The organism is Ornithinimicrobium sediminis (assembly GCF_021272345.1).
Taxonomy (GTDB): domain Bacteria; phylum Actinomycetota; class Actinomycetes; order Actinomycetales; family Dermatophilaceae; genus Ornithinicoccus; species Ornithinicoccus sediminis_B.
Genome location: NZ_JAJSDQ010000002.1, coordinates 360,382 through 384,007, shown reverse-complemented (window position 1 = coordinate 384,007; position 23,626 = coordinate 360,382). Strand labels below are relative to the sequence as shown.

Annotated in this window: 23 protein-coding genes; 15 read left to right on the top strand and 8 right to left on the bottom strand. The window is 72.7% G+C overall.

Going from position 1 to position 23,626, the window contains the following annotated elements; translation table 11 throughout:
* Positions 1-4: 4 nt before the first annotated feature.
* Entirely contained in the window at positions 5-250 is a 246-nt protein-coding gene (locus tag LVO85_RS06220; RefSeq protein WP_232746541.1) for a hypothetical protein, read from the bottom strand.
* Between the two features lie 112 nt (positions 251-362).
* Between LVO85_RS06220 and LVO85_RS06215 the strand changes: the two genes are divergently transcribed.
* Entirely contained in the window at positions 363-1,004 is a 642-nt protein-coding gene (locus LVO85_RS06215) for a Maf family protein (protein WP_232746540.1), read from the top strand.
* 9 nt (positions 1,005-1,013) lie between these two features.
* Here the strand turns inward: LVO85_RS06215 and LVO85_RS06210 are convergent, their stop codons facing one another.
* Complete coding sequence (locus tag LVO85_RS06210; RefSeq protein ID WP_232746539.1) at positions 1,014-2,567, bottom strand: acyl-CoA carboxylase subunit beta; 1,554 nt, start codon at positions 2,565-2,567, stop codon at positions 1,014-1,016.
* A 13-nt stretch (positions 2,568-2,580) separates the two neighbouring features.
* Positions 2,581-3,762 (bottom strand): acyl-CoA dehydrogenase family protein, encoded by a 1,182-nt coding sequence (locus tag LVO85_RS06205; protein WP_232746538.1) that lies wholly within the window; start codon positions 3,760-3,762, stop codon positions 2,581-2,583.
* 151 nt (positions 3,763-3,913) lie between these two features.
* Here LVO85_RS06205 and LVO85_RS06200 point away from each other — a divergent pair, with 151 nt between their 5' ends.
* Both LVO85_RS06200 and LVO85_RS06195 read left to right on the top strand, forming a co-directional pair.
* A complete protein-coding gene (locus tag LVO85_RS06200) occupies positions 3,914-4,309 on the top strand; it encodes a MerR family transcriptional regulator (protein WP_232746537.1) in 396 nt (131 codons plus the stop codon).
* Positions 4,310-4,354: 45 nt separating this feature from the next.
* On the top strand, positions 4,355-6,133 hold the full coding sequence (locus LVO85_RS06195; protein WP_232746536.1) for an acetyl/propionyl/methylcrotonyl-CoA carboxylase subunit alpha: 1,779 nt from the start codon (positions 4,355-4,357) through the stop codon (positions 6,131-6,133).
* A 49-nt stretch (positions 6,134-6,182) separates the two neighbouring features.
* Here the strand turns inward: LVO85_RS06195 and LVO85_RS06190 are convergent, their stop codons facing one another.
* Positions 6,183-7,586, bottom strand: coding sequence for an NAD(P)H-quinone dehydrogenase (locus tag LVO85_RS06190; RefSeq protein ID WP_232746535.1), 1,404 nt, complete (start codon positions 7,584-7,586; stop codon positions 6,183-6,185).
* Between the two features lie 31 nt (positions 7,587-7,617).
* Here LVO85_RS06190 and LVO85_RS06185 point away from each other — a divergent pair, with 31 nt between their 5' ends.
* Positions 7,618-8,454: a purine-nucleoside phosphorylase gene (locus tag LVO85_RS06185; protein WP_232746534.1), complete on the top strand. Its 837-nt coding sequence runs from the start codon at positions 7,618-7,620 to the stop codon at positions 8,452-8,454.
* A gap of 20 nt (positions 8,455-8,474) precedes the next feature.
* Positions 8,475-10,145 carry a phospho-sugar mutase gene (locus LVO85_RS06180; protein WP_232746533.1) on the top strand — a complete coding sequence of 557 codons (1,671 nt, stop codon included), beginning with the start codon at positions 8,475-8,477 and terminating at the stop codon, positions 10,143-10,145.
* A gap of 13 nt (positions 10,146-10,158) precedes the next feature.
* On the opposite strand, the gene LVO85_RS06175 is transcribed toward LVO85_RS06180, so the two are convergent.
* Positions 10,159-10,764, bottom strand: a complete 606-nt coding sequence (locus LVO85_RS06175; protein ID WP_232746532.1) for a hypothetical protein — start codon at positions 10,762-10,764, stop codon at positions 10,159-10,161.
* A gap of 47 nt (positions 10,765-10,811) precedes the next feature.
* Here LVO85_RS06175 and LVO85_RS06170 point away from each other — a divergent pair, with 47 nt between their 5' ends.
* The 6 genes from LVO85_RS06170 to LVO85_RS06145 all read left to right on the top strand — a co-directional run bounded on the left by LVO85_RS06170 (position 10,812) and on the right by LVO85_RS06145 (position 16,805).
* Positions 10,812-11,429 (top strand): uridine kinase family protein, encoded by a 618-nt coding sequence (locus LVO85_RS06170; protein WP_232746531.1) that lies wholly within the window; start codon positions 10,812-10,814, stop codon positions 11,427-11,429.
* 280 nt (positions 11,430-11,709) lie between these two features.
* A complete protein-coding gene (locus LVO85_RS06165; RefSeq protein ID WP_232746530.1) occupies positions 11,710-12,627 on the top strand; it encodes a glycerophosphoryl diester phosphodiesterase membrane domain-containing protein in 918 nt (305 codons plus the stop codon).
* A 9-nt stretch (positions 12,628-12,636) separates the two neighbouring features.
* Entirely contained in the window at positions 12,637-13,281 is a 645-nt protein-coding gene (locus LVO85_RS16970) for a DUF4129 domain-containing protein (protein WP_232746529.1), read from the top strand.
* Positions 13,278-14,501 (top strand): DUF4350 domain-containing protein, encoded by a 1,224-nt coding sequence (locus tag LVO85_RS06155; protein ID WP_232746528.1) that lies wholly within the window; start codon positions 13,278-13,280, stop codon positions 14,499-14,501. The genes LVO85_RS16970 and LVO85_RS06155 overlap by 4 nt, the downstream gene beginning before the upstream one ends.
* The gene (locus tag LVO85_RS06150; RefSeq protein WP_232746527.1) at positions 14,498-15,484 is read left to right on the top strand and encodes an AAA family ATPase; all 987 of its coding nucleotides are present in this window, start codon (positions 14,498-14,500) and stop codon (positions 15,482-15,484) included. The genes LVO85_RS06155 and LVO85_RS06150 overlap by 4 nt, the downstream gene beginning before the upstream one ends.
* A 13-nt stretch (positions 15,485-15,497) precedes the next feature.
* A complete protein-coding gene (locus LVO85_RS06145) occupies positions 15,498-16,805 on the top strand; it encodes a DUF58 domain-containing protein (protein WP_232746526.1) in 1,308 nt (435 codons plus the stop codon).
* 4 nt (positions 16,806-16,809) lie between these two features.
* Here the strand turns inward: LVO85_RS06145 and LVO85_RS06140 are convergent, their stop codons facing one another.
* Positions 16,810-17,805, bottom strand: coding sequence for a stage II sporulation protein M (locus tag LVO85_RS06140; RefSeq protein WP_232746525.1), 996 nt, complete (start codon positions 17,803-17,805; stop codon positions 16,810-16,812).
* Positions 17,806-17,851: 46 nt separating this feature from the next.
* On the opposite strand from LVO85_RS06140, the gene LVO85_RS06135 reads away from it, so the two are divergent.
* Positions 17,852-18,694: an RDD family protein gene (locus LVO85_RS06135; protein WP_232746524.1), complete on the top strand. Its 843-nt coding sequence runs from the start codon at positions 17,852-17,854 to the stop codon at positions 18,692-18,694.
* Here LVO85_RS06135 and LVO85_RS06130 read toward each other — a convergent pair.
* Entirely contained in the window at positions 18,637-19,800 is a 1,164-nt protein-coding gene (locus LVO85_RS06130) for an adenosine deaminase (protein WP_232746523.1), read from the bottom strand. The genes LVO85_RS06135 and LVO85_RS06130 overlap by 58 nt on opposite strands.
* Entirely contained in the window at positions 19,790-20,140 is a 351-nt protein-coding gene (locus tag LVO85_RS06125) for a cupin domain-containing protein (RefSeq protein WP_232746522.1), read from the bottom strand. The genes LVO85_RS06130 and LVO85_RS06125 overlap by 11 nt, the downstream gene beginning before the upstream one ends.
* A 57-nt stretch (positions 20,141-20,197) precedes the next feature.
* Between LVO85_RS06125 and deoC the strand changes: the two genes are divergently transcribed.
* The 3 genes from deoC to LVO85_RS06110 are packed head-to-tail and all read left to right on the top strand — an operon-like array spanning position 20,198 to position 23,610.
* Positions 20,198-21,190: a deoxyribose-phosphate aldolase gene (gene deoC / locus LVO85_RS06120; RefSeq protein WP_232746521.1), complete on the top strand. Its 993-nt coding sequence runs from the start codon at positions 20,198-20,200 to the stop codon at positions 21,188-21,190.
* A 30-nt stretch (positions 21,191-21,220) separates the two neighbouring features.
* Positions 21,221-22,669: an aldehyde dehydrogenase family protein gene (locus tag LVO85_RS06115; protein ID WP_232746520.1), complete on the top strand. Its 1,449-nt coding sequence runs from the start codon at positions 21,221-21,223 to the stop codon at positions 22,667-22,669.
* The gene (locus tag LVO85_RS06110; protein WP_232746519.1) at positions 22,666-23,610 is read left to right on the top strand and encodes an aldehyde dehydrogenase family protein; all 945 of its coding nucleotides are present in this window, start codon (positions 22,666-22,668) and stop codon (positions 23,608-23,610) included. The genes LVO85_RS06115 and LVO85_RS06110 overlap by 4 nt, the downstream gene beginning before the upstream one ends.
* Positions 23,611-23,626: the final 16 nt, after the last annotated feature.

The window sequence follows — 23,626 nt, the reverse complement described above, 5'->3', positions numbered from 1 at the left end:
CCGGTCAGCCGGTGAAAGGGTCCGAGCCGGACGACTCGTCGTCGGAGGTGGTGATGCGCAGGGTGCCGTTGAGCTTCCAGGTCGCGCGGGGGGCGTCGGGGCCGGTGTCCCGCGGCACCTCCACCTCCATGTCGACGAAGCTGTAGTTGATGGCCGCACCGCGACCGGTCAGGTAGTTCCACAGGTCGTGGCCCAGGTCCGTCCAGGAGACGTTCTCGGCCTGCTGCGGGTGCTGCGTGGGTTCGCTCATCGTTGACTCCTCGTGAAGTTTTTCACAAATCGAAGGTTCTGCCATGGTCCCCCGAACGGGTCCTCCACGCAACCCCACCTCGGCCGCGACCGCAACCGGTATCGTGCGGGCCGTGATCCCTCTGGTGCTCGCATCGGCCTCACCCGCCCGGCTGTCCACGCTGCGCGCCGCAGGCGTGGACCCTGAGGTAATCGTCTCCGGGGTGGACGAGGACGCCGCCCTGGACGAGGCGAGGAGGAGGTCCGGACCCCTGACCCTCGACGAGGTGCCCCTGGTGCTGGCCCGGGCCAAGGGTGAGCGGGTCGGGTCCAGGCTGCTCGAGCAGGGCCGGCGGGCACCACTGGTGCTGGCCTGCGACTCGGTGCTCGAGCTCGACGGGCAGGTGTTCGGCAAGCCCCGCGACCCCCACCAGGCGATCGCCCGTTGGCGGCGGATGCGCGGCCGCAGCGGCGTGCTCCACTCGGGCCACTGGATGATCGACCAGCGCGTGGCCGGTCACGAGCGGCACGTGGGGGCGACGGCGTCCACGGTCGTGCACTTCGCGGACCTGAGTGACGAGGAGATCGAGGCGTACGTCGCCACGGGAGAACCGCTGCACGTCGCCGGGGCGTTCACCGTGGACGGTCTCGGCGGCCCCTTCGTGGAGCGGATCGAGGGCGACTACCACGCGGTCGTCGGGGTCAGCCTGCCGCTGGTGCGCACCCTGCTCCGCGAGCTCGGCCACGTGTGGCACGAGCTGTGGCCATGGGCCTGAGCGCGCTGCTCAGACCGGCGGCACCCCACGGTGCCGGGTGGAGAAGTGCCGGTCCCTGCGTGCCGCGTACCGCAGGCGGTGCACCAGCTCGGCGCGCAGCGCGTCGGCCTCCACGATGCCGTCGATGACCAGGTCTGCCGCCAGCCGCTCGAGGTCGACGTCCTCGAGGTACTCCGCTCGCCGGGCCGCGACGAAGGCCTCCCGGTCGGCCGGGTCGTCGATGGCGGCGACCTTGTTGGCGTAGACCGCGTTGACGGCAGCCTCAGGCCCCATCACGGCGATGCGCGCCGTCGGCAGGGCCAGCGTGGCGTCCGGCCCGAACCCCGGCCCGCCCATGGCGTACAGGCCGGCGCCGTAGGCCTTGCGCACGACGACGCAGAACTGCGGGACCGTCGCCTCGGACACCGCGGAGACCATCTTGGCGCCGTGGCGGATGATGCCGCCACGCTCCACCTCCGAGCCGATCATGAAGCCTGGCACGTCCGCGAGGTAGACCAGCGGGATCCCGAAGGCGTCGCACAGCCAGATGAAGCGTGACGCCTTGTCGGCGGAGTCGCTGAACAGCACCCCACCCTTGACGGCGGAGTTGTTGGCCACCAGGCCCACCGTCTCCCCTGCCATCCGGCCGAACCCGATGACGAGCTCGGGCGCGAAGAGCGGCTTGATCTCGAAGAAGCTGTCGGCGTCCACGAGCCCGTCGATGACGTCGTGGACGTCGAAGGGCACCGACTCGGCCTGCGGCACCGTGTCACGGGTCAGCGGCAGCGAGGGCTCCTCCACCTCGTACCGGGGCGTGGGCGTGCGCCAGCTGTCGGGCACGTAGGAGAAGTACAGCTTGGCCAGCTCGATGGCCTCCGTGTCGTCGGACGCCAGGAGGTCGCCCACCCCGGAGACCGTGCAGTGCATCCGAGCGCCCCCCATCTCCTCCAGGGAGACCGTCTCACCGACCACCATCTCCGCCATCCGCGGGCTACCGAGGTACATCGAGGCGTTGCCCTCGACCATGACCACGATGTCGGTGAAGCTGGGGATGTAGGCACCCCCCGCCGCCGAGGGCCCGAAGAGGCAGCAGATCTGGGGCACCTTGCCCGACAGCGCGACCTGGTTGTGGAAGATCCGGCCCGCACCGCGCCGACCGGGGAAGAGGTCGACCTGGTCGGTGATCCGGGCTCCGGCGGAGTCCACGAACCAGAAGACGGGCAGCTCCTCACGCAGCGCGGCCTCGGTGGCCCGGATGATCTTCTCGACCGTGCGGGCACCCCACGAGCCGGCCTTGACCGTCGGGTCGTTGGCGACCACGATGGCCGCCCTCCCGTCGACCTCGCCCCGGCCCGTCACCACGCCGTCGGCGGGCAGCCCCGTGGCCGTGGCGTTGGCGTAGCGCCCGTCCTCGACGAACGTCCCCTCGTCGAAGAGCAGCGCGATGCGCTCGCGGACGTAGAGCTTGCCCTGGGAGTCCAGCTTGGCGCGAGCCTGCTCACTGGGGCCGGCGGAGGCCTCGAGGGCCACCTCGAGCCGTTGCCGCAGGTCGGCGACCCGTGGGTCGGGATGCGCGTTCGTCATGGGGGCCATCGTGTCAGGCCGGCAGTCCCAGGCCCCGCGCGATGAGCATGCGCTGGACCTCGGAGGTGCCCTCACCGATCTCCAGGATCTTGGCGTCCCGGAAGAACCGGGCGACGGGGTACTCCTCCATGAAGCCGTTGCCGCCGAAGACCTGCGTGGCGATGCGGGTCGCGGTGACCGCGGCCTCGGTGGAGTAGAGCTTGGCGATGGCGGCGGCCTGCTTCACCTCGGCCACCCCCCGGCGGCCCGCCTCCTGCTCGTCCTTGAGCCAGGCGGCCTTGTAGGTGAGCAGCCGGGCGGCCTCGACCATGACGGCCAGGTCGGCGATCTGGAAGGAGACGCCCTGGTTGACCGCGATCGGTCGGCCGAAGGCGATCCGGGTCCGGCTGTACGAGCTCGCCTCCTCCAGCATCCGCTGGGCGCAGCCCACGGCCAGGGCGGAGATGGCGATGCGCCCGTCGTCGAGGGTCTTCAGGAACTGTTTGAACCCCTCCCCGCGCGCTCCCAGGAGGTTCGCCTCCGGGACCTGGCATCCCTCGAAGGTGAGGCCGTGGGTGTCGCTGATGTGCCAGCCGAGCTTGCGGTAGGCCGGCTCGACGACGAAGCCGGGAGTGCCGGAGGGCACCATGACCGCGCTGAGCTCAGGCTTGCCCTCAGAGGTCTCGCCGGTCTTGGCCGTCACCGTCACGACCGAGGTGATGTCGGTGCCGGAGTTGGTGATGAAGGCCTTGGCCCCGTTGACCGTCCAGGTCCCGTCGGCCAGGGTGGCCCGGGTCTTCGTGGCACCGGCGTCAGAGCCTGCCTCCGGCTCGGTCAGCCCGAAGCCCGCGAGGGCGCGTCCTGCCACGAGGTCGGGCAGCCACCGCTGCTTCTGCTCGTCGGTGCCGTAGGTGAGGATCGGGTTGATGCCCAGGCCCACCCCGGCGGACAGGGTGATGCCGATGGACTGGTCGACCCTGCCCAGCTCCTCGATCGCCAGGCACAGGTAGGTGAAGCCCCCCTCGTCCAGCCCTGCGCCGCCGTACTCCTCCGGGGCGTTGAGGCCGAACAGGCCGAGCTCGCCCATCGCGGGAACCAGCTCGGTCGGGAAGTGGGCCTCGGCGTCCCAGCGCTCCACGTGCGGTGCGACCTCGTTCTGCGCGAAGTCGCGCACCAGCGCGCGGAAGTCCTCGTGGTCCTTGCTGAGCTCGAACATCGGCGGTAGGCCTCTCTGCCTTCGGTGTCTTGACCCGTGTCTTGACGTTAACGTCAACGTAAGGTAGCAATCTGACCTTGCGTCAAGACAAGTCCAGCCCGGTGGGGGCTCCTGGTTGACCCGCGCGTCGGGACCGTTCACGATGCCGCTTATGTCCCGCACTCCCCGCACCTGGACCATTGCCGAGCTCGCCGACGAGTTCGACGTGACACACCGGGCGCTGCGGCACTACGAGCAGCTGGGACTGCTGGGCCCGGAGCGGGTCGGGCCGGGAGGCTCGCGGCGCCTCTACCACCGGCGCGACCACATCAGGTTGGCCCTCATCCTGCGCGGGCGCCGGCTGGGCTTCCCCCTGGACGAGATCCGGACGATCATCGACATGTACGACGACCAGCCGGGCGAGGCGGGGCAGCTGCGCTACCTGCTGGACCAGATCGGCCACCGCCGTGTCGACCTCGAGCGCCGGCGCCAGGACATCGAGCAGTCGCTGGCCGAGCTCGAGGACCTGGAGCAGAGGTGCCGCGCGGATCTGGACAGGATGGCCTGAGTGGCTCACCTCGCTGCCCGGCCGGCAGGGTCTAAGGTGACCCCCATGCCGATCAGCAAGGTCCTCATTGCCAACCGCGGCGAGATCGCCGTGCGCATCGCCCGCGCCTGCAAGGACGCAGGCCTGGGCTCCGTCGCCGTCTATGCCGACCCCGACCGGGATGCGTTGCACGTCAAGGTCGCCGACGAGGCGCACGCCCTGGGGGGCAGCACGCCCGGCGAGTCCTACCTCGTGCAGGACAAGCTCATCGAGATCGCCCACACGGCCGGCGCCGACGCGGTCCACCCCGGCTACGGCTTCCTCGCCGAGAACGCCCACTTCGCCCAGGCCGTCATCGACGCCGGGCTGACCTGGATCGGCCCTCCGCCGCAGGCCATCGACTCCCTCGGTGACAAGGTGAAGGCCCGCCACATCGCGACCGCGGCCCACGCGCCTCTCGTGCCAGGCACCCAGGACCCCGTGGCCGATGCCGACGAGGTGCTCACCTTCGCGCGCGAGCACGGGCTCCCGGTGGCGATCAAGGCTGCCTACGGTGGTGGCGGCCGCGGCCTGAAGGTCGCCCGCACCTTCGAGGAGGTCCCGGAGATGTTCGACTCCGCGGTCCGCGAGGCGGTGGCGGCGTTCGGCCGGGGTGAGTGTTTCGTCGAGCGCTACCTCGACCAGCCGCGCCACGTCGAGACGCAGTGCCTGGCCGACCAGCACGGCAACGTCGTCGTGGTCTCCACCCGCGACTGCTCGCTCCAGCGGCGGCACCAGAAGCTCGTGGAGGAGGCTCCTGCCCCGTTCCTGTCCCAGGAGCAGAACGATGAGCTGGTGCGTGCCTCGACGGCCATCCTGCGCGGGGCCGGCTACGTCGGCGCGGGCACGTGCGAGTTCCTCGTGGGCCAGGACGGCACCATCTCCTTCCTCGAGGTGAACACCCGGCTGCAGGTCGAGCACCCGGTCACCGAGGAGGTCACCGGCATCGACCTGGTCCGCGAGCAGTTCCGCATCGCCGACGGCGAGGAGCTCGGCTACGAGATGCCAGCCGCCCGTGGGCACAGCATCGAGTTCCGGATCAACGGCGAGGACCCGGGCCGCGGCTTCCTGCCCGCTCCAGGCACCGTGCTGACCTACCAGGTGCCGAGCGGCCCCGGTGTGCGCGTCGACTCGGGTGTGGAGGCCGGCGACGTGGTCTCCGGCGCCTTCGACTCCATGCTCGCCAAGCTCATCGTCACCGGCCGCGACCGGCAGCAGGCGCTGGAGAGGGCGCGGAGGGCGCTGGACGAGTTCGTGGTCGAGGGCATGCCGACCGCTCTCACCTTCCACCGTGCCGTGGTGCGGGACCCTGCCTTCGCGCCGGCCGACCCGGCCGAGCCGTTCGCCGTGCACACCCGGTGGATCGAGACACAGTTCACCAACACCATCGAGCCCTACGCCGGGCCCACCGCGGACGGCGACGGCACGCCCGAGGAGCGCCAGCGGGTCGTCGTCGAGGTGGGCGGCAAGCGGCTAGAGGTCTCCCTGCCGGCCGGGGTGAGCCTCGGCGGTGGCACAGGCAACGGCGCCGGCGCCCGCAAGAAGGCCCCCAAGCGCACCCGCGGTGGCTCCGGCGGCGGGGTCGCCTCCGGGGACGCGGTGACCGCACCGATGCAGGGCACGGTCGTCAAGGTGGCGGTCGAGGACGGCCAGGAGATCGCCGAGGGCGACGTCGTGGTGGTCATCGAGGCGATGAAGATGGAGCAGCCCATCAAGGCCCACAAGTCCGGCACGGTCAGCGGGCTGTCGGCGACGATCGGTGCGACGGTCACCAACGGCGCCGTCATCTGCGAGCTCACGGACTGACCTCAACGGTCGCGCGGTAACCGGTCGGCCCGGAGGCGCACCGGCGCGGTCAGTCCGCCACGGAGTGCAGCTGTCGGGCCGCCTCGGCGATCGACCCCGACATCGAGGGGTAGACGGTGAACGTGGAGGCGAACTGGTCCACGTTGAGCCGAGTCGCGACGGCTAACGCGATGGGGAAGATCAGCTCGCTGGCACGCGGCGCGACGACCACGCCGCCGAGGATGGTGTCGCTGCCGCGACGGGCGAAGATCTTGACGAAGCCGTCGCGCACGTTCTGCATCTTGGCGCGCGGGTTCTTGGTGAGCGGCAGCATCACGGTGCGGGCGTCGACCCTGCCCTCGTCGATGTCGGACTGCGCGACCCCCACGGTCGCGATCTCCGGGTCGGTGAAGATGTTGGAGCTCACCCGTCCCAGGGACAGCGGCGCCACGGCGTCCCCCAGCGCGTGCGCGATCGCGATGCGCCCCTGCATCGCCGCGACTGAGGCCAGCGGCAGCACACCGGTGCAGTCCCCCGCGGCGTAGACACCCGGCACCGACGTCCGGGACACCCGGTCGACCACCACGTGCCCGGGGGGCGTGAGGTCCACTCCCGCCTCCTCCAGGCCCACGTCGGCGGTGTTGGGCAAGGAGCCGACGGCCAGGAGCGCGTGGGAGGCGGCCACCTCCCGACCGTCCTCGAGGGTCACGACCACGCCGTCCCCCACCACCCGCACGGCAGCGGCCCGCGAACGGTTGAGCACCGTCATGCCGCGGCGTCGGAAGACGTCCTCCAGCACGTTGGCCGCGTCGGCGTCCTGTCCCGGAAGGACCCGGTCGCGTGAGGAGACCAGGGTGACCGCCGACCCCAGACCGAGGTAGGCGTGCGCCAGCTCGGCACCCGTCACCCCCGAGCCGATGACCACGAGGTGCTCGGGCAGCGCCTCCAGCTCGTAGATCTGCTGCCAGGTCAGGATGCGGCGGCCGTCCGGCACCGCACTGTCGAGGATGCGTGGTCGGGCCCCGGTCGCCACGAGCACGATGTCCGCCGGCAGCTGCTCCGCGGTGCCGTCGGCGTCCACCACCTCGACGGCGTCCCGCCCGGCCAGGCGACCGCGGCCCTGGACGACGTCGACACCCGCGGACTCCAGCCGCTCCTGGATGTCCCGGCTCTGGGCCGCAGCCAGCCCCATGATGCGGGCGTTGATGTCGGACAGGTGGGCGGTGACCCCCTGGTCACCGGGAGCGCCGTCGAAGCCGACCCCGATCCGCTTGGCGGCGCTGAACCGGTCCATGAAGTCCGCCGTGGCGATGAGCGCCTTGCTCGGCACACAGTCGGTGAGCACGGTGGCACCTCCGAGCCCCTCCGCCTCCACCACCGTGACCTGCGCGCCGAGCTGGGCGGCGCCCAGAGCCGCCTCGTAGCCGCCGGGGCCGCCGCCGATGATCACCACGGATGTCTGGGATGCAGTCACGCTCCCATCCAACCATCGGTAGGGTGCGCGGGTGAGCAACCATGCACTTCTCGACCTCTCCGACCCACAGACCGACCCGTTCGCCGTGGCCCGCGCCGCGGCGGACGTGATCGCCAGCCGCACCGGCGCCGACAGCCATCATGTCGCCCTCGTGCTCGGCAGCGGCTGGGGGCCCGCAGCCGACATGGTGGGCGAGACGCTGGCCACCGTCGACAACACCGACGTCCCGGGATTCGCGCAGGCTGCCGTCGAGGGCCACAGCGGCACGATGCGCTCGGTCCGGATCGCCGGCACGGACCGACGGGCACTCGTGTTCGGCACCCGCACCCACTTCTACGAGGGCCGGGGCGTGCGGGCGGTCGTGCACGCCGTGCGCACCGCCGCGGCTGCCGGGTGCTCCTCCATCGTGCTGACCAACGGGTGCGGGGGGCTGCGCCCGGAGTGGCAGCCCGGCACGGCGGTGCTGATCCGTGACCACCTCAACCTCACCGCCCACTCCCCGGTGGAGGGCGCCACCTTCGTCGACCTCACCGACCTCTACAGCCCCCGGCTGCGGGCGATCGCCCACGAGGTCGACCCCGACCTGCCCGAGGGTGTCTACGCCCAGTTCCGCGGGCCGCACTACGAGACCCCTGCGGAGGTGCAGATGGCCCGCGTCATCGGTGCCGACCTCGTGGGCATGTCCACCACGCTGGAGGCGATCGCTGCCCGCCAGGCCGGCATGGAGGTGCTGGGCGTCTCGCTGGTCACCAACGCCGCGGCCGGCATCAGTGAGGTGCCGCTGTCGCACCAGGAGGTCATCGAGGCGGGCCAGGCCGCCGCCCAGCGGTGCGGGCGCCTGCTCGCGGACATCGTGGGGCGCATCTGATGGCCGCCGAAGGTGGGCGTATGTCGCAGCCGGACCTGCTCAGCCGGGCCCGCACCTGGATGGCCGACGACCCCGACGAGCAGACGCGGGAGGAGCTCGCCGCCGTCATCGCCCGCGCCGAGCAGAGCGGTGACCTCAGCGACCTGGCCGACCGGTTCAGCGGGTTCCTCGAGTTCGGCACCGCAGGCCTGCGAGGTGAGCTCGGCGCGGGCCCGCACCGGATGAACCGGGCGGTGGTGATCCGCGCCGCCGCCGGCCTCACCGCATACCTCAAGGAGCAGGTCGACCCCGAGCCGACGGTGGTCATCGGCTTCGACGCGCGGCGCAACTCCGACGTCTTCGCCCGCGACACCGCCGCGGTCGTGACGGCGGCCGGCGGCCGGGCCCTCGTGCTGCCCGAGCCCCTGCCCACCCCGGTGCTGGCCTTCGCGGTCGGTCACCTCGGTGCCGACGCCGGTGTCATGGTGACCGCCAGCCACAACCCGCCCCAGGACAACGGCTACAAGGTCTACCTCGGCGACGGTTCACAGATCGTCCCGCCGACCGACAGCCAGATCGCCGACCGGATCGACGATGTCAGGTCGGCGGCGCAGGTCCCGCTCGTCGACGACGGCTGGACGACGCTGTCCGAGGACGTCGAGGAGGCCTACCTGGACGCGGCAGCCGCGGTGGTCTCGCCCGACTCCCCGCGGGAGGTCTCCCTGGTGCACACAGCGCTGCACGGCGTGGGCGCCGAGGTGATCCGTCGTGCCTTCGAGCGCGCAGGGTTCCCCGCACCCGCCCCGGTCGTGGAGCAGGAGGCCCCGGACCCCGCCTTCCCGACGGTGGCCTTCCCCAACCCCGAGGAGCCCGGGGCCATCGACGCCGCACTGACCCTGGCCGAGGCGGTCCATCCCGACGCGGTCATCGCCAACGACCCGGACGCCGACCGGTGTGCGGTGGCCGTGCCCGGTCCTGACGGCTGGAGGATGCTGCGGGGCGACGAGGTCGGCGCGCTGCTGGGACACCACATCCTGCAGCGTGGCCTGCGCCCGGACGCCGGGCGCACCGTCCTGGCCCGCTCGATCGTGTCCTCGCGGCTCCTGGGCGCCATGGCCGAGGAGGCCGGCCTGCCGGCGGTGGAGACCCTCACCGGCTTCAAGTGGATCGGCCGCGTCGAGGGGCTGGCCTACGGCTACGAGGAGGCGCTGGGCTACTGTGTGGACCCCGCTCGCGTCCCGGACAAGGACGGTGTGACCGCGGCGCTGCTCGTCGCCGAGCTGCTGGCCGTCACCCGCGCAGAGGGCCGCACCCTGCTGGACGTGCTCGACGACCTGGCCGTCCGGCACGGCGTCTACGCGACGGACGCCTTCAGCGTGCGCGTGGCCGACCTGTCCCTGATCGCACCCGTGCTGGCCCGGCTGCGCGCGCAGCCGCCCCAGCACATCGCGGGGGTGCCGGTGCGCTCCGCCGAGGACCTGGCGGAGGGCTCGGCACACCTTCCTCCCACCGAGGGTCTGCGCTACTACCTCGAGGACGACACCCGGGTCATCGTGCGGCCCAGTGGCACCGAGCCCAAGCTCAAGGTCTACCTCGAGGCCGTCGTGCCTGTGACGCTGAGCGAGCCCCTGGCCCAGGCCCGCGCGCGGGCCTCAGGTCGGCTGCAGGCGGTGCGGGAGGCGATGGAGGAGCTGACGCGCACCGAGGGGTGACCTCCGGGGTCCGTCAGAGCAGGAGCGCGAGCAGCAGCAGCACGGCAGCCCCGCCGAGGGGCCCGAGGGCGCTCCAGGCCCACTGCCTGCGGGCGGGCGCGTCCGGCTCCACCACTCCCCCCTCGAGCCTCCATCGCTGCCACTCCCGCTGCACGTCGTCGGCCACCACGATCGCCGTGGTCCCCGGCCGCCCGCGGCGCCGTGAGGTGGTCTCGGCGAAGTCGTCGAAACGCCGGCGGGCCGAGAACTCACGCTGCTTGGGCACCGCCCAGGCACTGTGCCGCCGGCCCGCGGTGTCCGTGAGCTCCAGGGCCCACTGGTGACCGACCTCCTGAAGCCTGCTGAACGGGACGTCGGTGTCGGTGAGCAGGTTCCGGTGGGTCACGCCGTCACGGCGCAGCTCGACGTGGGGGCGCAGCAGCACCACCCAGACGACGGCCAGGATCGTCAGGGCGATGGCGACCGGCGGCAGGACCGGCCGGCCGAGCTGGGCCTCGGTCCGCACGACGACGAAGCCGATGCCGATCACGCCCAGCGCCATCCCCCACCCGATGATGCGGGCCGGCAGCGTGCGGTAGACGGCGATGCTCCGGTCGCTCCCCTGCGGTGTGCTCCTCATGATCGGGCCAGTGTAGGCAGGCCGGACGGCTAGACTGCCGGTCCGTGATGACCGCCCCCACCGCCAGGGTCCTCGTCCTCGCCGGTCCCAGTGGCTCCGGCAAGTCACGCCTGGCCCGCCGGCTGCAGGCCGAGCACGGGTGGCCGGTGGTGGAGCTCGACGACTTCTACCGCGAGGCCGGAGACCCGTCGCTGCCCATGTCGCCGCTCGGTCTGCCCGACTGGGACGACGTAGGGTCGTGGGACCAGGAGGCAGCGCTGGCCGCGATCCGTGCCCTCTGCAGGGAGGGCGAGGTCGAGGTCCCCGTCTACGACATCAGCGCCTCGGCACGCGTGGGCAGCCGGCGCGTCCGGGTGGGGTCGGCACCCGTCGTCGTCGTCGAGGGGATCTTCGCGGCACACATCGTGGCGCCTCTCGCCGAGCAGGACCTGCTCGCAGGTGCCTGGTGCATCAGCGGTCGCCCGTGGGTCACCTTCGGACGACGCTTCGTCCGCGACGTGTCCGAGCGACGCAAGTCGCTGTCCACCCTCTGGCGAAGGGGCCACCACCTGCGCCGCAGTGAGGAAGGTATCGTCAGGGCGCAGCAGGCTCTGGGAGCACTCCCGATGACCAGCGCGGTGGCCGAGGCACGAGCCCGGGACCTCCTGGGGGACCCTGCGCCGTGACCGGACCGAGGGGAGCACACCGATGAGCCAGGAGCCGCCCGGTGGGGGCTGGGCTGCCCCGGGCGGTCCGGCCGAGCCCACGCGGACCCCGCCCGCCGACACGACCCCGCCCGCCGGGTACGGCCCACCGCCTCCACCGCCACCGGGCGTCGGCCCACCGCCACCACCGCCACCGGGCTACGGCCCCCCTGGCCCCGGAGGGGGCCCGCCTCCGGGACCAGGGTGGGGCACGCCCGCGCCCGCCGGGTGGCAGGGGCTGAGCCCCGAGCAGGTGGCCCGCATGCACCGCCCGGGCGTCATCCCACTGCGTCCGCTCACCCTCGGCGACATCTTCGGCGGGGCCCTGTCGACCATGCGCCGCAACCCCGAGGCCACCCTCGGCATGTCCGTCGTGGTCATGGGGGTGGTGCTGCTTCCCTCCCTGCTCATCAGCCTGGGGCTCGGGGCGCTCACCCGGCTCAGCCCCGAGGACATCTCGCTCGTCGGCATCTTCCTGCCCTCGCTGCTGTCGATCTTCGCCACCCTCGCGCTGAGCGGCTTCATCATCTACGTCGTGAGCGAGGCCGCGCTCGGTGACAAGGTCGGGCTGGGCCAGACCTGGGCGGCGGTCCGCGGTCGGATCCCCGCGCTCGTGGGCGTCACCCTGCTGGCCACCCTGGCGCTGCTGGTAATCGCCGGTGTGGTCCTCGCGCCCACCCTGGTCCTCGCCGCCGCCGTGGGGGAGGTGGCCGGGGTCCTCCTGGTCGTGCTCGGGATGGTCGCACTGGTGGTGCTCATGGTCTGGGTCGGGGTGCGTCTGGCCCTGGCGTCGGCACCTGTCGTCCTCGAGCGCACCGGGCCACTGCGCGGCATCGGGCGCTCCTGGTCACTCACCTCCGGGGGACAGTTCTGGCGCGTGCTCGGGATCCTGCTGCTCTCCCAGCTGCTCGCCTCGATCTTCGCCTCCGTCGTGGCCACCCCGGTCCAGCTCCTCTTCACGGGGCTCACCGCGACGGCGACCGACGACCTGGCGGTGATGTCGACCGGGCTCGTCGTGGTCCAGCACCTAGTGCAGTTCGTCACCTCGGTCATCGTGACCCCCTTCACGGCCGGGGTGACGGCCCTGCTCTACCTGGACCAGCGTATCCGCAGGGAAGGCCTCGACCTGCGCATGCAGCAGGCCGCGCTGCAGCGGGCCGGCACGCGGACGCCTCGGTAGCGGCACGCCGTGCTCCGCACCCACGCCGTGACCCTGCAGGCCCTGGACCCGGACCGGGACGAGGCCCGGGACTGGCTCGTCGCCGAGCTGTCCCAGCCCGACTACAACCGCGCAGAGCCCTTCCTCACCCGGATCTACGACTGGTTCGTGGGCCTGCTGACGGACCTGCTGCAGGTCGTGCCGGCATCGCAGTCCCTGGGATGGCTGGTCGTCCTCGGCGTGCTTGCCGCAGCAGCGGTCGCGGTGACCTTCGGTGTCCTCGGGCGCCGGCGCGGCAGCACGCTGCGCGCCGCCCCTTCCGGTGGAGTCCTGGAGGAGGATCACCTCACCCCGGAGGACTACCGGGCCCGTGCAGCCGAGGCGGCCGGTCGCCAGGACTGGGACACCGTCCTGCTGGACTCCTTCCGCGCGCTCACCGCGGACGCTGCCCGGCGCACCCTGCTCGACGACGTCCCGGCACTCACCGCACACGAGGTGGGCGCGCTGCTGGCTGCCCCGTTCCCGGGCCACGCGGCGTCGCTGGACCGGGTCGCACGGGAGTTCGACGCGGTGCGCTACGGCGGGCGCCACGCCGACCGCGGGTCCGCCGAGGCGGCGCGCGACCTGGACCGCAGCCTGAGCCGGGCACGGCCGGCCCTGGAGCAGGTCCGGTGACCACATCGGCCGAGAGCGCGCGTGCCGACCACGCGCGTGCCGACCAGGGGTCGAGGCCCGTCGCGGGCCCCCGCTACCGGCGCTGGCTCCTGTGGGCCGCCCTCGTCCTCGCGCTCGCGCTGCTGTCCGCCGTGCTGGGTGGCCTGGCCGCACGCAACGGCGAGCCCCTGGACCCCGAGAACCCCGATGCCAACGGTGCCCAGGCTCTCGCCCGGGTGCTCTCCGAGCGCGGGGTGGAGGTGGAGGTCGTGCGAGGCCTCGACGCGCTGCTGGACACCGACCTCGACGGCGTCACGCTGGTCGCGGCCCGTAGTGAGCTGCTCTCGGCCGACGCGGGGCAGGTCCTGCGCGACCACGCCTCCGGAGCCGCGTCGCTCGTGCTGCTGGACCCCGGGCCCGGCGTCGGCGAGCTCCTGGACGCCCCGGTCGAGGCCCGCGCGTTCACCCTGGGCACGCCGATGGACGCGGGCTGCCAGGGAGCCCCGTGGCGGGAGGGGGACCGCGTCGACGGGGGCAGCACGCTGGTCGAGGTCACCGACCGATCGGCGCAGGCCCGGGTCTGCCTGCCGCCGTCGGCCGGATTCGGGGCCGGGGGCCGGCAGGCGGGCCACTGGGTCGAGCTCCCGGCCACACAGGAACGGCCACGGACCCTCCTGCTCGGCATCGGCGAGGCGCTCACCAACGGTCGGATCACGGAGGACGCGAACGCGGCCGTGGGCCTGCGAGCACTGGGCGGGGAGAGCAGGCTGGTCTGGTATGTCGCACAGCCGCTCGACGCCGGGGAGGCCCCCGCACGGACCCTCACCGATGTGCTGCCGGAGGCCTTCGTCCCCTCGGTCGGTGTGCTGCTCCTCGCCGCCGTGGCCTGGAGCCTGGTCCGCGCACGCCGCCTGGGGCGGGTGGTGCCGGAGCCCCTGCCGGTCGTCATCCGCTCGGTGGAGACGACGCAGAGCCGCGCGCGGCTCTACCAGGACGCGGCCGACCGCCGACGGGCCCTCGCCAGCCTGCAGCTGGCCGCACGCCGACGGTGGGCCGAGCGCCTGGGTCTCCCTGCGACGACGGCCGTGCCCGACCTGCTCGATGCCGTGGCCGCCGCCACGGGTGTCGACCAGCGGGAGCTCACCCGCGTGCTGGCCGACGCCGACGCGGACGACGACGAGACACTGGTGCGGACCGCGCGCGCAGCGCGGTCCCTCGAGGAAGGGAACCTGCCACGATGACCACTCCACCCGCGGACCACCACGACCGCGACCCCGACCAGGCCCGCGAGGCCCTGACCAGGGTGCGCGCGGAGGTCGGCAAGGCCGTCGTCGGTCAGGACGCCGCAGTGACCGGTCTCATCGTGGCCCTGCTCTCGCGCGGCCACGTCCTGCTCGAGGGGGTGCCGGGTGTCGCCAAGACGCTGCTCGTGAGAGCACTGGCGACAGCCCTGGACGTCTCGACCTCCCGCGTGCAGTTCACGCCGGACCTCATGCCCGGGGACGTGACGGGCTCGCTCGTCTACGACACCCGCAGCAGTGACTTCGAGTTCCGTCCCGGCCCGGTCTTCACCAACCTGCTGCTCGCCGACGAGATCAACCGCACACCCCCCAAGACCCAGTCCTCGCTCCTGGAGGCGATGGAGGAGCGGCAGGTCACCGTCGACGGACGGGCGCGGGCGCTTCCCGACCCCTTCCTCGTGGCCGCCACCCAGAACCCCGTCGAGTACGAAGGCACCTACCCCCTTCCTGAGGCGCAGCTCGACCGGTTCCTCCTCAAGGTGGTGCTGCCGCTGCCGCCGCGTCACGAGGAGGTGGACGTCCTGGAGCGCCACGCCGGTGGCTTCGACCCGCGCGACCTGGCTGCCGCAGGCGTGCACCCGGTGGCCGGGGTGCCCGACGTCGCGGCTGCCTCGCGCGCCGTGCGCACCGTGCAGGTCACACCGGAGGTGATCGGCTACATCGTCGACATCGCACGGGCGACCCGGAGCTCGCCCTCGCTGCAGCTCGGGGTGAGCCCGCGTGGTGCCACGGCCCTGCTCAGCACGGCACGGGCGTGGGCGTGGCTCTCGGGGCGCTCGTTCGTCACCCCCGACGACGTGAAGGCCCTGGCCCCGGGGACCCTCACCCACCGCCTGTCGCTGCGGCCCGAGGCGGAGCTGGAGGGGGTCTCGGTCTCCTCGGTGCTCGAGTCGGCCCTGCACTCCGTGCCCGTCCCGCGCTGACCGGCGGCTGCCCATGGCACTGCGACCTCCCGTCCTGGCCCTCGTCCTGGCCGGGCTCCTGCCCGTGGCCCTGTGGCCCTCGACCAGCACCGTGTGGCTGTGGGGGCTGCTGGGTGTGCTCCTCGTGGCCGTCGACGTGGTGGCGGCCCCCTCACCGAGCTCGCTGCGGCTGTCGCGCACGCACGGCCGGGACGGGACGCCGCAGGTCCGCACCGGCGAGCAGACCACCACCACGGTGCAGGTGCACAACCTCGGGCGGCGACGGGCCCGAGGCGTCCTGCGGGACGCATGGGTGCCCTCTGCCGGCGCGGACGAGGCCCGCCACCCCCTGGACGTCCCACCCGGGGAGCGACGCCGGTACGTGACCGCGCTACGCCCCACGCGGCGCGGGGACCGGCGGACCGACCGGGTGACGCTGCGGGTCCACGGCCCACTGGGGCTGGCGGCCCGGCAGGTGTCCTACGTCGTGCCCGGCACGGTCCGTGCCCTGCCGCCGTTCCGCTCGCGTCGCCACCTGCCGAGCCGGCTCGCCCGGCTTCGTCAGCTCGACGGCCGTTCCGCAGTGCGGACCCGCGGCCAGGGCACGGAGTTCGACTCCCTCCGGGACTACGTCGAGGGCGACGACGTGCGCAGCATCGACTGGCGCGCCACCGCTCGACGGCAGCATGTGGTGGTGCGGACCTGGCAGCCGGAGCGGGACCGCCGGCTCGTCCTCGTGCTCGACTCCTCACGCACGAGCGCCGCCCGGGTGGGTGACGAGCCTCGGCTCGACGCGGCGATGGACGCCGCGCTGCTGCTGGCGGCCCTGGCCTCCCGCGCGGGCGACCGGGTCGACCTGATCGCCGGTGACCGGGCCCTGCGCGCCCGGGTGCGTCCCGACACCTCCCGCACGTCCCTGCTGAACACGATGGTCACCGCCATGGCCACGGTCGAGCCGGTCCTCGTCGAGGCGGACTGGTCGCTCCTCGCCGGCGCGGTGACGGCGACCACCCGGCGGCGCTCCCTGGTCGTGCTGCTCACGGCTCTGGACCCCGCTGCGGTCGAGGAGGGGCTGCTGCCCGTGCTGCCGGCGCTCACCGCCCACCACCAGGTGGTCCTGGCATCGGTGGCGGACCCCGTCGTGCTGGCCATGGCCGGCGACCTGAGCGACGTGGACGCGGTCTACGGGGCGGCAGCAGCCGAGCGGACCCTGGCCCTGCGCCGCAGGACCGCAGAGGCGCTGGAACGCATGGGGGTGCACGTGATCGAGGCAGGCCCGGAGGCGCTGGCGCCGCGCCTGGCGGACCACTACCTCGCGCTCAAGGCCCGGGGTCTGCTCTGAGGCCTCAGAAGGCCATCGGCGCCTGGTCGGCCGGCTGGGAGTCGGCCACGTCGCCCGTCAGGCCACGCCGCACCGCGCTGCGCCCGAGCGTCCACACGTAGGTCAGGAAGGCCGCCAGCGCCAGGACCCCGATGCCCACCCGGGCCCAGGTCGGCAGCGGCGAGGGCGTCACGAAGCCCTCGATGACGCCTGACACGAGGAGCACCACCACGAGCCCGAGGCTGACGGTCGCCGCCGACCTGCCCTCCGCGGCCAGTGAGGCCAGCCGGGTGCGGGGCCCGGGGTCCACCCACGCCCAGAACAGCCGCAGCCCGACCCCCGCGGCGACGAAGATGGCCATCAGCTCCAGCAGGCCGTGCGGGGTCAGCAGGCCCCAGAAGACCCCGGCCCGGCCCTCGGCGTGCATGAGCGCACCGATCACGGCGACGTTGGAGATGTTCTGCCAGAGCACCCACAGGACCGGAAGCCCGAGCACGCCGAACGCGATGCACTGGGCCGCGACCCAGGCGTTGTTGATCCAGACGAGAGTGGCGAAGCTGCCCGCCGGGTTCTCGGTGTAGTAGGTCTCGAAGTCGGAGTCCACCAGCTGCTGGATCTCCGCGGGTGTCAGCAGGGTGTTCTCCACCACCGGGTTGTAGAACAGCCAGGTGCCCAGGGCGACCCCGACCGCGACGTTGGCCAGCGCCGTCACGACCCACCACCGCCGCATCCGGTAGAGCGCGGCGGGGAAGTCCTCGACGAAGAAGCGGCCCACCCCGGCCCAGCCCGCGCGAGCCGGGCTCGTCGCGCGCAGCCGTGCCCCGGTGAGCAGCAGCGACAGGTGGTGCACCACCGAGGCGTCGGGCGCGCTGGAGCGCACGATGGACAGGTCCGTCGCCGTGCGGGCATACCCGTCGAGCAGCTCGTCCGCCTCCGCTCCGTCCAGTCGCCGGCGGCGGCTGAGGGCGCCGAGGCGCTCCCACGCCCGCTGCCGGCGTGCCACGAGTGCGTCCAGGTCCACCGGGTCAGCCTAGCCGTCGGCCGCCAGGGCTAGTCTGGGCGCCACCATGGCGAACCAGGGCATCTTCGACACCGAGGGCTTCGTCACGTCCGAGGCCGTGGAGCTGGACCTGCCGGCAGCCGGCCTGCCGCTGCGCATGCTCTCCGGGCTGGTCGACGTGCTGGTCGTGGTCGTCGTGCTCCTGCTCGGCGCCTTCGTCGTCTCCCGGCTCGGAGGCCTGGCCGACGTCGCCCTGCTCCAGGCCGCGGTCATCGCCGTCACCGTGCTCGCCCTGGTGGCCGTCCCGGTGACGCAGGAGACCCTGCTCCGGGGCCGCACCCTCGGCAAGCTGGCGCTCGGGCTGCGCACCGTGCGTGACGACGCCGGGCCGATCAGCTTCCGGCACGCCGTCATCCGGGCCTTGGCAGGCGTCGTGGAGGTCTGGCTGACGGCGGGCTCGGTCGCCCTCATCGCGGCCGCGTCCAACGCCCGTGCCAAGCGCCTCGGCGACTTCCTCGCCGGCACCTACGTCGTCCGCCAGCGCTCGCGGCTGCAGGTGCCCACCCCTCCCCGGGCGGACCCCTTGCTGGAACCCTGGGCTCGCTCGGCCGACATCGCCGCCCTGCCGGACGCACTGACGGTCGCCGTGCGGCAGTTCCTCGCCCGCACCGGCTCACTCGCTCCGTCCGCGCGGGCCGCCACCGGCGCTCAGCTGTTCAGCGACGTCCTGGGCTACGTCGCCCCGCCGCCACCGGCGGGCGCCCCGCCGGAGCAGGTGCTGGCCACCGTCCTGGCCGAGCGCAGACGCCGGGACGTCCTGCGGCTCGAGCGCGCCGATGCGCTGCGAGCGCGCTACCTCGGCCCCGACCCCCTGGATGAGGCCGGGACGTCGCCGGCCACCCGGGCGTAGCCGGGGAGGATCACCTCGTCGATGACGGCGCGGCGTCGCGGGTAGGGCAGGAACGCCGACTTGATAGCGTCGACCGTCACCCGTCGCAGGTCCGGGAGCTCCCACCCGGCCTCCCGCACCAGCAGCTCCATCTCCCTGGTCATCGACGTGCCGCTCATGAGGCGGTTGTCGGTGTTCAGGGTGACCCGGAAGCGCAGGCGCTCGAGCAGGGTGACGGGATGCTCCGCGACACCGGCCGCCGCGCCGGTCTGCAGGTTGCTCGACGGACACATCTCCAGGGGGATCCGTCGGTCGCGCACGTATGACGCCAGGCGGCCCAGCCGGACCGAGGCCACCTGCTCGTCGGTCCACGCCGCGAACGGGGTGCCGACCTCGGTGACGGGCACCCCGTCCAACGTCATGTCGTCGACGATGCGCACGCCGTGGCCGAGCCGCTCGGCGCCGCACCACTGCAGGGCCTCCCAGATGCTGGGCAGACCGAAGCCTTCTCCCGCGTGGATCGTGAACCGGAAGCACTCCCGCCGCAGGTACTCGAAGGCGTCCAGGTGACGGGAGGGCGGGAAGCCTGCCTCGGCGCCGGCGATGTCGAAGCCGACCACCCCGGCGTCACGGTGGCGCACCGCGAGCTCGGCGATCTCCCGGGACCGTGCAGCATGGCGCATGGCGGTGAGGATGGTGGTGACCACGATCGTCGACCCGCCGGCCCGCGCCTGCGACATCCCCTCGGCGAAGCCTGCGGTGACGGCCTGCACCACCTCGTCCAGGGTCAGCCCCTGGGTGAGGTGCTGCTCGGGCGCGTAGCGCACCTCGGCGTAGACCACGCCGTCGTCGGCCAGGTCGAGCACGCACTCGCGCGCGACCCTCCGCAGGGCGGGCTCGGTCTGCATCACCCCCACCGTGTGGGCGAACGTCTCGAGGTAGCGCTCCAGCGAGCCGGAGTCGGCGCTGTCACGGAACCACCGCTGCAGTCCCTCCACCGTGTCGGCCGGCAGGTCCGCGTACCCCTGCTCGCGGGCGAGCTCGAGCACGGTGGCGGCGCGCAGGCCCCCGTCCAGGTGGTCGTGCAGCAGCACCTTGGGCAGCGCGCGGACCTGGTCAGTCCTCACGGTGGGCCGCCTCCACGTCGAAGGCAGGCACGCACACGGCCAGGTAGTCGGCGCCGTCCGGGCCGGCGGCGTAGCGCACCCACGCGCCCGCACGGGACAGGACCACCTCTCCCGTCTTCACCGTCTGCGTGCCGTCCCGGTGCTCCACCTCCAGGGACCCGGAGACGACATAGGTGACCTCGTCGAACTCCGGGACCTGCGCCGGCTCGGACCACCCTGCAGGGGCTGTCATGTGCGCCACCGACACGTTCGTGTGGCCGGTGCTGATGCGGCCGACGAACTCGTCGATGTGCTTGCCGCCAGGCACGGGGAAAGGGGTCGCTCGCAGGATCTCGGCCATGCCCGGCAGTCTAGGCACGGTCGGGCAGCACCCGTGCGACGGCGTTAAACTCACCCGGTGAGCACCCCTACCGAGACCGATGCCGAAAGCCGTGCCCGGGACATCCTCGGCGTCTCGCGGCTGACCAACCCGGCCCTCTCGTCCTGGCTGCAGGGCCTTCCGGGGGTGGACCAGGTGGGCTGCGAGGCGCGCGCGGCCTCCTTGGGCACGCGGTCGGTCAAGACCACCTCCAAGGAGTGGGCGATCGACACCGCGATCGGGATGATCGACCTCACCACGCTCGAAGGGGCCGACACCCCCGGCCGGGTGAGTGGTCTGTGCACCAAGGCGCTGTCCCCTGACCCCACCGACCTGAGCACCCCCCGTCCGGCAGCCGTGTGCGTCTACGGCGACATGGTGCCGGTGGCCAGACAGACCCTCGGCGACGGCAGCGGTGTCAAGGTCGCTGCCGTGGCGACGGCCTTCCCGAGCGGCCGGGCCAGCCTGGCGGTCAAGCTCGCCGACACCGCGGACGCCGTGAGCGCCGGCGCCGACGAGATCGACATGGTCATCGACCGCGGCGCCTTCCTCTCCGGCGACTACCGGACGGTCTTCGAGCAGATCGTCGAGGTCAAGCGCGTCTGCGGTGGCGCCCGGCTCAAGGTCATCCTGGAGACCGGCGAGCTCGTGACCTACGACAACGTGCGGCGCGCCTCCTACCTGGCCATGCTCGCCGGAGGTGACTTCGTCAAGACCTCGACGGGCAAGGTGCAGCCCGCGGCCACCCTGCCGGTCACGCTCGTCATGCTGGAGGCGGTCCGAGACTGGCGCGAGCTCACGGGGGTGCAGGTCGGTGTGAAGCCGGCCGGCGGCATCCGCACCAGCAAGGACGCGATCACCTTCCTGGTGACGGTCAACGAGATCGCCGGCGAGGACTGGCTCGACCCCTTCTGGTTCCGCTTCGGCGCCTCCAGCCTGCTCAACGACTTGTTGCTGCAGCGTCAGCGGATGCGCACCGGCGCCTACTCGGGCGCCGACTACGTCGCCGACGACTCCCCCAGCCTGTACTGACCGCCGGACACCCCACAAAGGACAGCAACCATGCCGACCTTCGAGTACGCCCCCGCGCCGGAGTCCCGCGCCGTCGTGGACATCGCCTCCTCCTACGGGTTGTTCATCAACGGTGAGTTCACCGACAGCCAGGGTGGCGGCACGTTCAAGACCATCAGCCCCGCGACGGAGGAGGTGCTGGCCGAGGTCACCGAGGCGAGTGCCGAGGACGTCGACCGGGCGGTCGCCGCAGCCCGCACCGCCTACACCCGCGTCTGGTCACGGATGAGCGGCGCCGACCGGGGCAAGTACCTCTTCCGCATCGCGCGCATCCTGCAGGAGCGGGCCCGCGAGTTCGCGGTGCTGGAGAGCCTGGACAACGGCAAGCCGATCAAGGAGAGCCGCGACGTCGACGTCCCGACGGCAGCGGCACACTTCTTCTACCACGCGGGGTGGGCGGACAAGCTCGACTACGCCGGCCTCGGTCCGGACCCGCGCCCCCACGGCGTGGTCGGCCAGGTCATCCCCTGGAACTTCCCGCTGCTGATGCTGGCCTGGAAGATCGCCCCGGCACTGGCCACCGGCAACACGGTCGTGCTCAAGCCGGCCGAGACCACGCCGCTGACCGCGCTGCTGTTCGCGCAGGTGTGCCAGCAGGCCGACCTGCCGGCGGGCGTCGTCAACATCATCACCGGCGCCGGTCCCACGGGGCAGGCGCTGGTCGGGCACGAGGACGTGGACAAGGTGGCCTTCACGGGGTCCACGGGTGTCGGCAAGGCGATCGCCCGCACCATCGCGGGCACGCGCAAGAAGGCCACGCTGGAGCTCGGCGGCAAGGCCGCCAACATCGTCTTCGACGACGCGCCGCTCGACCAGGCGGTCGAGGGCATCGTCAACGGCATCTTCTTCAACCAGGGCCACGTCTGCTGCGCCGGGTCGCGGCTGCTGGTGCAGGAGTCGATCGCCGACCAGGTCGAGGCCCGGCTCAAGCGCCGCCTGGAGACACTGCGCGTCGGTGACCCGCTGGACAAGAACACCGACGTCGGCGCCATCAACTCCCGGGCACAGCTCGACCGGATCACCGAGCTCAGCGAGGCCGGCGAGGCCGAGGGCGCGACCCGGTGGAGCCCGGAGTGCGAGCTGCCGAGCAAGGGCTTCTGGTTCCGTCCGACCGTGTTCACCGGGGTCAGCCAGACCCACCGGATCGCCCAGGAGGAGATCTTCGGCCCGGTCCTGTCGGTGCTGACCTTCCGCACCCCCGGCGAGGCGGTGGCCAAGGCCAACAACACCCCCTACGGGCTCTCCGCGGGCATCTGGACGGAGAAGGGGTCGCGCATCCTGTGGATGGCCGACCAGCTGCGGGCCGGCGTGGTGTGGGCCAACACCTTCAACAAGTTCGACCCGACCAGTCCCTTCGGCGGGTACAAGGAGAGCGGCTACGGCCGCGAGGGCGGCCGCCACGGGCTGGCTGCCTACGTCACGACGGGAGACGCCACGTGAGCACGTCCACCAGCGCCCGCCGAGCCCCCGCGGCCGGACGGGTCGACGTCCGCAAGACCTACAAGCTCTACATCGGCGGGGCGTTCCCCCGCAGCGAGTCGGGGCGCTCCTACGAGGTGTACGCCGCGCCGCGCGGCTCCCGCGGGTCGACGCCCGTCTTCCTGGCGAACGTCGCGAAGGGCTCCCGCAAGGACGCCCGCAACGCCGTCGCCGCTGCGCGCAAGGCGGTCGGCGGGTGGTCCGGGGCCACGGCCTACAACCGTGGGCAGGTGCTCTACCGCATCGCGGAGGTGATGGAGTCCCGGCGCTCGACGTTCGTGGAGGACGTGCGCATCGGGGAGGGCCTGACCCCCGCTCGCGCCGAGGCCGTCGTCTCCGCGGCCATCGACAGGTGGGTCTGGTATGCCGGGTGGGCCGACAAGTTCGCGCAGGTCACCAGCACCGTCAACCCGGTCGCCGGACCGTTCTTCAACATCTCCGCCCCTGAGCCGACCGGCGTGGTGGCGCTGCTCGCCCCGCAGGAGTCCTCGCTGCTCGGCCTGGTCTCGGTCGTCGCGCCTGCGATCGTGACCGGGAACACGTGCGTGGTGCTCCCCAGCCGGCAGCGGCCCCTGCCGGCGGTCGACCTGGCCGAGGCGCTGGCGACCTCCGACGTGCCGGGCGGCGTCGTGAACATCGTGACCTGCCACACCGCCGAGGTGGCCCCGTGGCTGGCCTCGCACCGCGACGTCAACGCGATCGACCTGACCGGCACGGCCGGGGTCGAGGACCTGGCCTGGGGTGAGCTGGAGCTGGCGGCGGCAGAGAGCGTCACCCGCGTGCTCCGACCGGCGGGGCGCGGCCCCGCTGCGGTGGAGGAGGACTTCACAGCCGAGCCGGGGACCGCCCGGATGCAGGCGTTCGTGGAGACGAAGACCGTCTGGCACCCCAAGGGCCTCTGACCTGGCTGCCGGGTCG